The organism is Nocardiopsis alborubida (assembly GCF_012396365.1).
In the GTDB taxonomy this organism is placed as follows: domain Bacteria; phylum Actinomycetota; class Actinomycetes; order Streptosporangiales; family Streptosporangiaceae; genus Nocardiopsis; species Nocardiopsis alborubida.
The window spans coordinates 39547-51281 of the sequence record NZ_JAAXPG010000034.1; the positions used below are offsets into that span (position 1 = coordinate 39547).

10 protein-coding genes are annotated in these 11735 nt (G+C 72.0%); 6 read left to right on the forward strand and 4 right to left on the reverse strand.

From position 1 onward, the window contains the following. Window positions 1-25 precede the first annotated feature (25 nt). On the reverse strand, window positions 26-715 hold the full coding sequence (locus tag HGB44_RS27045; RefSeq protein WP_061081417.1) for a TetR/AcrR family transcriptional regulator: 690 nt from the start codon (window positions 713-715) through the stop codon (window positions 26-28). Between the two features lie 61 nt (window positions 716-776). Here HGB44_RS27045 and HGB44_RS27050 point away from each other — a divergent pair, with 61 nt between their 5' ends. After that, window positions 777-2237 (forward strand): aldehyde dehydrogenase family protein, encoded by a 1461-nt coding sequence (locus HGB44_RS27050; RefSeq protein WP_061081416.1) that lies wholly within the window; start codon window positions 777-779, stop codon window positions 2235-2237. A 50-nt stretch (window positions 2238-2287) separates the two neighbouring features. On the opposite strand, the gene ctaD is transcribed toward HGB44_RS27050, so the two are convergent. Both ctaD and HGB44_RS27060 read right to left on the reverse strand, forming a co-directional pair. Beyond that, complete coding sequence (gene ctaD / locus HGB44_RS27055) at window positions 2288-3967, reverse strand: aa3-type cytochrome oxidase subunit I (RefSeq protein ID WP_168444162.1); 1680 nt, start codon at window positions 3965-3967, stop codon at window positions 2288-2290. A gap of 107 nt (window positions 3968-4074) precedes the next feature. Continuing rightward, entirely contained in the window at window positions 4075-5898 is a 1824-nt protein-coding gene (locus HGB44_RS27060; RefSeq protein ID WP_231972467.1) for a polysaccharide deacetylase family protein, read from the reverse strand. A gap of 386 nt (window positions 5899-6284) precedes the next feature. Between HGB44_RS27060 and HGB44_RS31650 the strand changes: the two genes are divergently transcribed. Beyond that, window positions 6285-6710 (forward strand): hypothetical protein, encoded by a 426-nt coding sequence (locus HGB44_RS31650; protein WP_061080958.1) that lies wholly within the window; start codon window positions 6285-6287, stop codon window positions 6708-6710. Between the two features lie 79 nt (window positions 6711-6789). Here HGB44_RS31650 and HGB44_RS27070 read toward each other — a convergent pair whose 3' ends face one another. Continuing rightward, complete coding sequence (locus HGB44_RS27070) at window positions 6790-7884, reverse strand: hypothetical protein (RefSeq protein WP_061080959.1); 1095 nt, start codon at window positions 7882-7884, stop codon at window positions 6790-6792. A 195-nt stretch (window positions 7885-8079) separates the two neighbouring features. Here HGB44_RS27070 and amaB point away from each other — a divergent pair, with 195 nt between their 5' ends. From amaB to HGB44_RS27090, 4 genes are all read left to right on the forward strand, one after another. After that, window positions 8080-9630, forward strand: a complete 1551-nt coding sequence (amaB, locus tag HGB44_RS27075) for an L-piperidine-6-carboxylate dehydrogenase (RefSeq protein WP_061080960.1) — start codon at window positions 8080-8082, stop codon at window positions 9628-9630. Between the two features lie 145 nt (window positions 9631-9775). Continuing rightward, window positions 9776-10243 (forward strand): MarR family winged helix-turn-helix transcriptional regulator, encoded by a 468-nt coding sequence (locus tag HGB44_RS27080; protein WP_061080961.1) that lies wholly within the window; start codon window positions 9776-9778, stop codon window positions 10241-10243. A 67-nt stretch (window positions 10244-10310) separates the two neighbouring features. After that, complete coding sequence (locus HGB44_RS27085; protein WP_061080962.1) at window positions 10311-10739, forward strand: organic hydroperoxide resistance protein; 429 nt, start codon at window positions 10311-10313, stop codon at window positions 10737-10739. A 608-nt stretch (window positions 10740-11347) separates the two neighbouring features. Then, complete coding sequence (locus HGB44_RS27090; RefSeq protein ID WP_231972457.1) at window positions 11348-11614, forward strand: hypothetical protein; 267 nt, start codon at window positions 11348-11350, stop codon at window positions 11612-11614. The last annotated feature ends 121 nt before the right edge of the window (window positions 11615-11735 follow it).

Consider the following 11735-nt stretch of genomic DNA (forward strand, 5'->3'; position numbering starts at 1 on the left):
CTGGGGGCCGTACGGTCCCACGGCCTCAGCCGGTGCGACCGCCCGGGGCACTCTCGGCCAGGTCGGAGGGCCGGGCCCCTCCGGTGTCTTCCGTCTCCGGGTGCCCCAGGGCGCGCAGCAGGTAGGGCAGGAGCCGGTCGGCCATGTCGTGGCCCGGGGAGGCGCCGGGAGCGGGCGGCACCAGGAACGTGTGGCTGACCATCGGGCCGATGACCATCTCCGCGACCACCAGGGGGTCCTCCACCGGCGGGATCTCCCCGCGCGCGACGGCGCGCTCCACCACCGCCAGCACCCGCTCCTGGAGCGGCACCACGAAGTCGCCGAAGAGCGCGTCGGCGAGCGCCTGGTTGTGCGCGGCCTCGCCCAGCACCGCGCGCAGCAGCCTTCCCGAGGAACCCTCCAGGGCCGCGGCCTTGTCGTGCAGGAGCCGGGACAGGTCCGAGTGCAGCGCGCCGGTGTCGCGGTCGGGCCCCAGGTTCTCCGCCCAGTCCCGGGCGGCCCCCAGTACCAGGTCCTCCTTGGAGCGCCAGCGCCTGTAGAGGGTGGCGGTGGAGACGCCGGCCCGCCGGGCGACGGCGGCCGTGGTCAGGCCGCCGTACCCGTGCAGTTCGAGTTCGGTGAGGGTGGCGTCCATCAGCGCGCGGTCCCGGGCGGCGTCGCGCGGTCGGCCCCGGTGGGGGGCGCGCGAGGCGTCGGGCAGATGGTCGGTGGTCATACCCCGAATTCTATGCGAGTGAGGCCTAGGGAAACGAAAGCGTTTCGTTTAGTATCGCCCCATGACCAACACCCAAGGCGCTCCCGCAGCCGAGGCCGCAGACGTCGCCGAGGCCGCCCCCCGTCCCCCCGCCGAGCCGCTGACCCTGACCACCGAGATCCCGCCGGTGGTCGCCCGCCTGCGCGCCGCCTTCGCCTCCGGCCGCACCAAGCCCGTCGCCTGGCGCCGCGCCCAGCTGCGCGCGCTGCGCCGCATGCTCACCGAACAGCGCACCGCGTTCGAAGGCGCGCTCGGAGCCGACCTCGGCAAGAGCCCCATCGAGGCCCACACCACCGAGATCGGCTTCGTCGTCAACGAGATCGACCACACCCTCAGGCACCTGGCCTCCTGGCTGCGCCCGCAGCGGGTGCCGGTACCCGTCGCCCTGGCCCCGGCCAGGGCCCGCCGCGTGCGCGAGCCGCTGGGCACCGTGCTGATCATCGCCCCGTGGAACTACCCGGTGAACCTGTCCCTGGCGCCCCTGGTCGGCGCCCTCGCCGCGGGCAACGCCGCCCTGGTCAAGCCCAGCGAACTCGCCCCGGCCACCTCCGCCGTCCTGGCCGAGATGCTGCCCCGCTACCTGGACACCGAGGCGGTCGCGGTCGTGGAGGGCGGCATCCCCGAGAGCACCGCCCTGCTGGAGGAGCGCTTCGACCACATCTTCTACACCGGCAACGGCGCCGTGGCCCGCATCGTCATGGCCGCCGCCGCCAAGCACCTGACCCCCGTCACCCTGGAACTGGGCGGCAAGAGCCCCGCCATCGTCGAACCCGGCGTGGACCTGGCCACCACCGCCCGCCGCCTGGCCTGGGGCAAGTTCACCAACACCGGACAGACCTGTGTGGCCCCCGACTACGTGCTCGCCGTCGGCGACACCGCCGAACCGCTCCAGCGCGAGCTGACCGCCGCCATCACCGAGATGTTCGGCGAGGACCCCTCACACAGCGCCGACTACGGGCGCATCGTCAACGAGCGCCACTTCGCCCGGATCACCGCCCTGCTGGGGAGCGGCACCGTGGTCACCGGGGGACAGCACGACATCGACCGGCTCTACGTCGCCCCCACCGTCCTGGGCGACGTGGACCCCGACTCCCCGGTGATGTCGGAGGAGATCTTCGGCCCCGTCCTGCCGGTCCTGCGGGTCCCCGACCTGGACGCGGCCATCGCCTTCGTCAACGAACGCGACAAGCCGCTGGCACTGTACGCCTTCACCGACTCCGAGGAGACCAAACGCCGCCTGACCACCGAGACCTCCTCGGGCGGCCTGGCCTTCGGCCTGCCGATCGCCCACCTGGCCGTCCCCGACCTGCCCTTCGGCGGCGTGGGGGACAGCGGCATGGGCGCCTACCACTCCGCGGCCTCCCTCGACACCTTCTCGCACACCAAGTCGGTGCTGGACAAGTCGCTGTTCATGGACACCATGCGCATCGCCTACGCGCCCGTCACCGACCTCAAGCAGAAGCTGCTGCGCCGGTTCCTCTGAGCATCCGCGCGGGGGAGGGCGTCAGCGCCGCCCGCCCCCGCGCACGCGGGTCAGCGCCTCGGGGCGGCCTCCTCGCGCCCGGCGTCCAGGGCCTGCGCCGCCACGTGCGGGTGGTTCAGGTCGAACGCGGGACGCTCGGAACGGATCCGCGGCAGCGACGCGAAGTTGTGTCGCGGCGGCGGACAGGACGTCGCCCACTCCAGCGAGCAGCCGTAGCCCCACGGGTCGTCCATCCCCACCTGGGGAGCCGTCCGCGCGGTCAGGACGACGTTCCAGAAGAAGATCAGAGTCGAGGCCGCCAGCACGAACGAGGAGACCGAGGAGATCTGGTTGAGCTCGGTGAACCCGTCGGTGGGCAGGTAGTCGGCGTAGCGGCGCGGGAAGCCCGCGGCGCCCAGCCAGTGCTGCACCAGGAACGTGCCGTGGAAGCCCAGGAACAGCAGCCAGAAGTGGAACTTGCCCAGCTTCTCGTTGAGCATCGTCCCGGTGAACTTGGGCCACCAGAAGTAGAAGCCCGCGAACATCGCGAACACCACCGTGCCGAACACCACGTAGTGGAAGTGGGCCACCACGAAGTAGGAGTCGGTGACGTGGAAGTCGATCGGCGGGGAGGCCAGCAGCACACCGGTCAGACCGCCGAACAGGAAGGTCACCAGGAACCCGATCGAGAACAGCATCGGCGTCTCGAAGGTGATCTGGCCCCGCCACATGGTGCCGATCCAGTTGAAGAACTTCACGCCGGTCGGCACCGCGATGAGGAAGCTCATGAACGAGAAGAACGGCAGCAGCACCGCACCCGTCGGGAACATGTGGTGCGCCCACACCGTCACCGACAGGCCGGTGATGGCGATGGTCGCCGCCACCAGCCCCTTGTAGCCGAAGATCGGCTTGCGGCTGAACACCGGCAGGATCTCGGTCACGATGCCGAAGAACGGCAGCGCGATGATGTACACCTCCGGGTGGCCGAAGAACCAGAACAGGTGCTGCCACAGGATGGCGCCGCCGTGCTCGGCGCTGAACACCTGGGTGCCGACGATGCGGTCCGCGCCCAGCGCGATCAGGGCCGCCGTCAACACGGGGAACGCGATGAGCACCAGCACGCTGGTGAGAATGATGTTCCAGGTGAAGATCGGCATGCGGAACATCGTCATGCCGGGCGCGCGCATGCACAGGGCGGTGGTGATGAAGTTGACCGCACCCAGGATCGTGCCCAGACCCGAGACCACCAGCCCCATGATCCACAGGTTGCCCCCCACCCCCGGTGAGTGGACCGCCGAGGACAGCGGCGTGTAGGCGAACCAGCCGAAGCTGGCCGCGCCGCCCGGAGTGAGGAACCCGGCCGCGACGATCAGCCCGCCGAACAGGAACAGGTAGTAGCCGAACAGGTTCATCCTCGGGAACGCCACGTCGGGCGCGCCGATCTGCAACGGCATGATCACGTTGCCGAAACCGACGAACAGCGGGGTCGCGAAGAGCAGCAGCATGATCGTGCCGTGCATGGTGAAGAGTTGGTTGAACTCCTCGTTGGACATGATCTGCATGCCCGGGAAGAACAGTTCGGCGCGGATGAGCACCGCCAGGATTCCGCCGAAGGCGAAGAAGGCGAAGGCGGTGATGATGTACATGTACCCGATGACCTTGTGGTCGGTCGAGGTCAGCCAACTCACGATGATCGACCCCTTGGGGGCCTTCCCGGAGGACTCCTCTGCCTCGGTTTTCGCTGGTGCCACTGCTCGTGCCTCCGTGCGGAAGATGGGTGCGGGCGAATGGGAGAAACGAGGCTTTTCCTTTTGGGGGTGGTTTGGGAAAGGAATCGTGCAGGCCTCGGAAACGCAACCTAGCCCATCGGGTCCGCCGGGGGAGGTGATTGCCTCCAGCGTTTTCTTTCTCGGGCGGGTAATGTCCCTTTTGTTCGAGGGAAAGGCGCGTCCTCCCCCGCGTCGGCACCCTTCCGGCCGCGACCTCCCGGACTCCCGGCCGGGACCTCTCCCTGGTCCCGGAACCCTCCCCGGTCGGACCCTTCCCCGCCGCGCGGACGGGGGAGCGCACAGGGGGCTCGGGAGAGCCGCGCGTCGGTGTACACGTCGCCCGACTCCATGCCCTGGTAGCCGAAGATGTCGCTGACCGTCACGAAGTGGTAGCCCTGCCGGTGCAGACCCGCCAGCACGTCCGGGACCGCCTCCACGGAGCTCTCGTGGATGTCGTGGAAGAGCACCACGCTTCCCGGCACGGTGTTGTCCAGCGCCGCCTCACTGACGTCCTCGCTGTCGCGGCTCTTCCAGTCCAGCGTGTCCACGTCCCACAGCACCAGGGGCTGCTCCACCGTCTTGCGCACCGTCCCGTTCAGCGACCCGTAGGGCGGCCGGATGGTCAGCGGGTCCGACCCGGTCACCTCGCGCACGGCCGCGTTGGTGCGCTCGATGTCCTTGCGGATCTCGTCGGCCGACATCTTCGCCAGGTCGTCGTGCTTCCAGGTGTGGTTGCCCAGCTCGTGGCCCTCCTCGGCCATGCGCTCCACCGGTGCGGGGAACTCGTCCACGAGCGAGCCCAGCACGTAGAACGTGGCGTGCGCGTCGTACTCGGCCAGGCTGTCCAGCAGCTGGTCGGTGTGCTTGCCGGGCCCGTCGTCGAAGGTCAGCGCCACGCACCTGAGCCGCTGGCAGTCCAGGGTGGGCCCCTGGGCGCTCAGGCCCCCCTCGTCCTCGGAGAGGTCGTCGCCCAGACCGTCCCCGTTCAGAGCCGCCTCCCGGGCCCGGTAGCCCAGCTCGGACAGCAGCCCCTCGACGTCGGCGGCCTCCACCGGAACCAGCACCTCGCTGACCCGGCCCGCGTCGGGCACCTCGTCGGGGTCCATCCGCACGGCCAGGCCGCCCGCCGTGCTGAAGGCCAGGTCGCCCAGCGGCGAGCCCTCCCAGCGCTCGGCGGCCTCCCGGGCCTGGTCGGGCTCGGACAGGTCGAGCGGCCCAGACGTCGCGTCCGCCTCCCCGCTGGATTCCCCGCCGGGTTCTGCGCCCGTCTCCCCGTTCGCCGTCGCGTCCTGCCCGTCACCGGACACGCCGCCCTCCGGCGCCGACCGCTCGCCCGAGGCGACCTCGCCGACCAACCCGGGCAGCTGGCGCTCGGACAGGTTGTACCCCTCCTCCAGGACGTCGGCCAGGGCCACGTGGGCCTGCTCGATCGCCTCCTCGTCCCGGAACAGAGACGTCCAGGGCAGCACCTCGTCACTGCCCGCGTCGTACCACAGGGTGCTGGCCTCGAAGGTCTCGTCCCCTCCGGAGGAGACGGTCGCGGTCAGCCGCGCGCCCACCACCTCCGGTGAGGCGGCGAGGATGGCCGTGTCCTGGCGCAGCTCGGGGGTCCCGTCCTCGGGCAGGCCCTCCAGGAAGGCGCTCTGGCGGGCGGCCATGGCGGTGTGCGCCTCCACCGTCAGCGGGTGGGCGCCGCCCAACCGCGGGTAGCGGTAGCTCACCACGCTGTCGTCGGTGTCCACCGACACGGTGCGCGACTCCATCCCCGCCAGGTCGTCGGGCGAGGAGCGGACCGGCTCGACGTAGGGCAGCTCCTGGTCCACTGCACGGCAGCCGGGGATCAGGAGCAGACCCACGGCCGCGCTGACGGAGAGTTTGCGTCGTAGTGAGGTGACAGCCACGAGGGGGACCATATCTGAGCCGCTCACCTCAGCGTGAATCGCCTCGCAGGCGTCCGCTCACTCCGCGTGGCCGGCATCCGGTCACGCTCCGTTCACCCGGCGCGCCTTCGGGAGTCCGCCCGCCGCCTCCGGAAAGGACCGAGAGGAGGGCGGCGCCGCAGTGCCGCCCCCGGCGGGCCCGGGGCGCGGAGCCGGGCCCCGGTCGCGGGGCTTTGCGGCCTCACACCCACGCTGTCCGAAACCCGGTGCGGATACGGGGGCGTCGGTCCTTCGCGGGTCCGCGTTCCGGCCATACTGATTCCGAAGGGACGTACACGGTGTTCCCCCGCGAATCCGGATGCCGGTGACACGTCCTCCCCCATCGGAGCTCCCGCTCCGTCCACCCCTGAAAGGCGCCCATGAGTTACGGTCCCGGAACCGGCGGCTACTTCCCTCCGAGCGGGGGAAGCGGTGGCCACCAGCCCCCTCCCGGGGGAGGCGGAGGGTATCCGCCGCCCGGCGGCGGCCTCCCCCCGCCCCCCGGAGGCTGGTACGGCGGCCCCGGTTTCCAGCCGCCGCCTCCGCCCGCGAGCCAGGGCTCGGCCATCGGCGCGCTCATCGCCAACATCTTCGGCCTGTGCCTGTGCTGGATGCTGTCGATCGTCGGCGTCATCCTGGCCGTCATCGCGCTCACCATGACCACCACCAACCCCCAGACAGCCAGGACCTGCACCATCATCTCCTGGGTGCTCTTCGGCGTCGGGACCGCGCTGTACGTCGTCCTGTTCTTCTTCTACGGGGCGATGGGGCTCATGAGCGTCTTCGCCACCAACTCGGCCTACTGAGGCGGGCGGAGGTGCCCACCGCCGCGGCTCCCGGGCCGACCCCGTGCGGCGGCGGGCGCTCCGGGGAAACGGGGGAGGATCAGCCCTCCCCCGACTCCTCCCCGGGCTCCGCCGCGTCGGCGGCCACCGCCGCCACGATCCGCCGGACCTGCGCCAGGACCGCGGGGTTCTCCTGCGGGGAGGCCACCTTGGGCAGGTGCACGTGCCCGGCCGCGATCCGCCGTCCCGCCCGGTCCCGCAGCAGCGTGTTGCGGTAGGCGATCTCGTTGGACAGGTAGTCCCCGCCGCCCCCGCGGCGCGCAGCCGACCCCTCCGTGGGGCCGTCCGGGCGCACCACCGTCCCGCGGCCGTCCGGTGCGGCCTCGGCCACCTCGGTGTTGACCACCACCGGGTAGGGGTCCTCCCGCACCGCCGCCAGGATCCGCTCGTGGGGCAGCGAGGAGAGCGTCCACTCCGGGGCGTCGGGCCCCGGTACCGGGGCCCGGCCCGTGCGCGACACCCGCAGGTTGTCCTCGCCCCCGCCGCGCCAGACGCCGTTCCACACCTCCAGGTCGAAGCGACCCGGCCGCCCGCGGCTGAGCGTGACCACCGCGTCCGCGCGCCGGTGCTGCTCCGCCAGCGCCTCCTCCACCAGCCCGGCGTCGAAGTCCGCCCAGCGCACCGGGAACACCGCGGTGCGCACCACGGCCGTGCGTCCGCCCGCGGGGAACGTCCACCCGTTCAGGTCCAGCGCCGCCGCGCCGGACGGGTTGGAGCACGCCGGGTCCTCGTCCAGGCGGAAGGGGTCGAAGCCGGTCACGACCACCCGTACCCACCGGTCACCCGGCGGGAAGTCGAGGTCGGCGATGCCGCGCGAGCCCTTCTCCAACAGGTGCAGCAGGTCGGCGCGCTCGGCGTTGGAGAGGGAGAAGCCCGGCCGCCAGGAGCGCAGCCGGGCCGAGAGCACCAGCCGCGCCCAGTACAGGGGGCGGTCGTCGGAGCCGTCGCGGGCGGCCTCCGTCCACAGCCGGGAGGCGTGCGAGGCGACCGCCTCCCGCGCCTGGGCGAGGTCGGCGCTCGCCCGCAGGTCGGCGCTGAACAGGGGCTCGGCGGCGCCGAAACCGGAGCGGGTCAGGACCAGTCGGGGCTCGGTGAGACCGGCGCGGTCCTCTTCGGGAGTGGTGTGGTGGTGCACGGGGTCGCTGTCTGTCTCAGAGGTGTCGGAGGGCCGCCGGGGGAGGGGCCAGCCGAGTCTAACGCCGCCCGCGACCGCCCCGGGGACAGGGAAACCGGTGCGCCCGGCGAACGAGACACGGGGACTGGACCGGCGGGGGCGGACTTGGCAAGGTGTGAGGTGACCGCCCGTTCCTCTCAACGGAGAGAGCAGCACATGCCGACTTCCGCCCTCCCCACCACCGCCTCCCTCGCCGACCGCGCGCGGGCCGCCCTGGACCGGTGCCGCGTCGAGGCGCCCCAGGAACCGGCCGGGGCCCGCGGCGCGGCGAGGTCGCCCATCACCGGCCAGGACCTCTTCCCCCTGGGCCACGAGTCCACCGGCGACGTCGAACAAGCCGTCACCACGGCCCAGGAGACCTTCTCCTCCACCTGGCGCGACACCCCCGCCCCGGTGCGCGGACAGGTCGTCCACAGGCTCGGTGAGCTGCTGCGCGCGCACAAGGCCGACCTGGCCGAGCTGGTGACCATCGAGGCGGGCAAGATCCGCTCCGAGGCCCTGGGCGAGGTCCAGGAGATGATCGACATCTGCGACCTGGCCGTGGGCATGTCCCGGCAGCTGTACGGGCGCACGATGCCCTCCGAGCGGCCCGGCCACCGGCTCATGGAGACCTGGCACCCGCTGGGCGTGGTCGGCGTGATCACCGCCTTCAACTTCCCGGTCGCGGTGTGGTCGTGGAACACGTGTGTGGCCCTGGTGTGCGGCAACACCGTGGTGTGGAAGCCCTCGGAGCTGACCCCGCTCACCGCGCTGGCCTGCCACGGCCTGCTCATGCGCGCGGCGGAGGAGGTCGGCGCGCCCGCCCGGGGCCTGCACCGGGTCGTGCTGGGCGGCCGCGAGATCGGCCAGGCCCTGGCGGAGGACCCCCGGGTGGCCCTGCTGTCGGCCACCGGCTCGACCGCCATGGGCCGCGAGGTGGCGCCCAGGGTGGCCGCCCGCATGGGCCGCTACCTGCTGGAACTGGGCGGCAACAACGCGGCCGTGGTCGCCCCGTCCGCCGACCTGGACCTGGTGGTGCGCGGCAGCGTCTTCTCCGCCGCGGGCACCGCGGGCCAGCGCTGCACGACGTTGCGCCGCCTCATCGTGCACGAGGACGTGGCCGAGGAGGTCACCCGGCGGATCGTGGACGCCTACAAGCAGCTGCGCGACCGCGTCGGCGACCCCTTCGGGGAGTCGACGCTGGTGGGACCGCTGGTGGGCGAGCGCGGGTACGCCGCGATGCGCTCGGCGCTGGAGCGGGCCGCGGCCGAGGGCGGCGAGGTGTTGGTGGGCGGCGCCAGGGTTCTGGAGGAGGAGGCCGCCGACGCCTACTACGTCGAGCCCGCGGTGGTGCGCATGCCCGGCCAGAGCGCCGTCGTGCGGGAGGAGACCTTCGCGCCCGTCCTGTACGTGATGCCCTACCGCACGCTGGAGGAGGCGGTGGAGCTGCACAACGGAGTGCCCCAGGGACTGTCGTCGTCGATCTTCACCCAGGACCAGTCCGAGGCCGAGCGTTTCCTGTCCGCGGCCGGTTCCGACTGCGGGATCGTCAACGTCAACATCGGCACCTCCGGAGCGGAGATCGGCGGCGCCTTCGGCGGCGAGAAGGACACCGGCGGCGGCCGCGAGTCGGGTTCGGACTCCTGGAAGGCCTACATGCGCCGGGCGACCAACACGGTCAACTACGGCGGCGAGCTGCCGCTGGCCCAGGGAGTGAGCTTCCTCTGAGGAGTCCGGTGTCCGCGCCCGGCCGGGCGCGGACACCGCCCCCGCGCGACACACCAAAAAAGTTGCACGCGATCATGTTGTGTGCAACTGATTTCTGTTACGGTGGTGCCGACCGAACGGTCCCGCACGCGCAGGAGGGAACACCGTGGCCGAAGAGCAAGGGGAGAACCCCCTCGCCCTGGACAACCAGCTGTGCTTCTCCCTCTACGCGGCCTCCCGGGCCATGACCGGGCTCTACCGGGAACTGCTGGGCGACCTGGAACTGACCTATCCCCAGTACCTGGTCATGCTCGTGCTCTGGGAGCGCGGCACGCTCACCGTCAAGGAACTCAGCCGGGCCCTGCACCTGGACTCGGGCACGCTCTCGCCGCTGCTGCGCCGCCTGGAGTGCGCCGGGCTCCTGACCCGCGAACGCAGCGCCACCGACGAGCGCGTCGTCGAGGTCTCGGCCACCCCCGAGGGAGACGAGCTGCGCGCACGCGCCGAGGAGGTCCCCGAACGGGTCCTGTGCTCGGCCGGGCTGCCCCGGGAGCGGGCCCGGGAGTTGCAGGAGGCGCTCGGTCTGCTCACACGTTCGGTGGAGACCGCCTCCCGCAGGCGCGACCCGTGCTGAGCGGGGCCGCGGACCTTCGCCGGACCACCACCACACCGATCACGGACCACGAACGAAAGAGGCAACCATGGCCTACGACGTGATGTACACCGCCAACGCCACCGTCACCGGTGAGGGCCGCAAGGGCAACGGCCGCACCGACGACGGCCGCCTGGAGGTCGACCTGTCCGTGCCCAAGGGCATGGGCGGCGACGACGGCCCCGGCACCAACCCCGAGCAGCTCTTCGCCGTCGGCTACGGCGCCTGCTTCCACGGCGCCCTCAAGGCCGTCGCCCGCAAGGAGAAGGTCGACGTCGATGGTTCCACCATCGACGCCCAGGTCAGCCTGGGCAAGGCCGACGACGGCATGGCGCTGGCCGTGGCGCTCACCGTCACCATCCCGGGCGTGGACCAGGCCAAGGCCGAGGAGCTGGTCGAGGGCGCGCACCAGATGTGCCCCTACTCCCGCGCCACCCGCGGCAACATCGAGGTGACCCTGACGGCCAAGACCGCCTAGGCGACACCCCCGCGGGGCTCCGCCGCCCCGCGAAGGGGGGAGGGCGCACACCGCGCCCTCCCCCCTCGCGTGTCCGCGCACCCGGGCGTTCGCGTCCGGGCCGCGCGGCGGGACCCCTCAGGCCGGCGCGGCCCCGCCCCCGACCCGGAACGCTTCTCGTACACGCGAGTACACACGGCGCGTGCGGGCTCAGGGACCACCCCGGACGGAACGGCCTCGCGGTCCCTGAGACCCGGGTCCGCTGCTTCGTGTCCTTCTCGTCCCCGGTCCTCACCCCGCCGGCCTCCGAGCTGCTTCGCGGCCCGCCGCGGTCTCGGGAGGACCGGCCCCGTGGACATCCCCGGTCGTGGCTGCGTTCAATGGAGACCATGATGCGCAGAACGTCATCCACCGCCGTCGTCGCCGCCGTCGTCGTCACCGTCGTGCTCGCCGCTCTCACGTCCTGTTCCCCGGATCCTTCGGACGGCTCCCCCTCCGAAGACCGCCCCAGTGGGCCCGGGGCCGGGGCATCGGCGTCAGAGCCGGGTCCGACTCCCACGGAGGCGGACACGCCGACCGGGCCGTGCGCTGACGGCACGTGTGAGATCGAGGTCGCCGTGGGGGACGTCGTGACAGTGCCGGAGAGCTACGGTCTCGGACCGATCGAGGTGACGGCGATCACCGACGGCGAGATCGAGATGGTCGCACCGCTGACAGGGTCGGGCTACAGCGTCGCGGGCTGTGCCGGTGGCGGCGGTGTGACCTCGGGAGGCGGCGGCGGTGTCGGGCTCACCTGCGGCGAGGGGCCCGCCGCGACCATCAACGACGCCATGAGTCTGGAGGTCGTCGAGATCCTCGACACCAGCGCCGTCCTTCGCATCGAACCCGTGGGCTGACACCCGTGGGCTGACACACGGCCCGCCTCATGCGGGAGCCCCCCGCCAACGGCACCCGGTGCCACGGGGCAGCGGAGGCCGGGCGTCGGACCCTCCGCGAGGACCGCAGGGACCCCGCGAC

Bases quoted from the DNA above. Each gene is read 5' to 3' on its own strand.
- HGB44_RS27050 (WP_061081416.1), top strand. From the start codon at position 777: ATGACCAACACCCAAGGCGCTCCCGCAGCCGAGGCCGCAGACGTCGCC.
- HGB44_RS31650 (WP_061080958.1), top strand. From the start codon at position 6,285: ATGAGTTACGGTCCCGGAACCGGCGGCTACTTCCCTCCGAGCGGGGGA.
- HGB44_RS27085 (WP_061080962.1), top strand. From the start codon at position 10,311: ATGGCCTACGACGTGATGTACACCGCCAACGCCACCGTCACCGGTGAG.
- amaB (WP_061080960.1), top strand. From the start codon at position 8,080: ATGCCGACTTCCGCCCTCCCCACCACCGCCTCCCTCGCCGACCGCGCG.
- HGB44_RS27060 (WP_231972467.1), bottom strand. From the start codon at position 5,898: ATGGTCCCCCTCGTGGCTGTCACCTCACTACGACGCAAACTCTCCGTC.
- HGB44_RS27045 (WP_061081417.1), bottom strand. From the start codon at position 715: ATGACCACCGACCATCTGCCCGACGCCTCGCGCGCCCCCCACCGGGGC.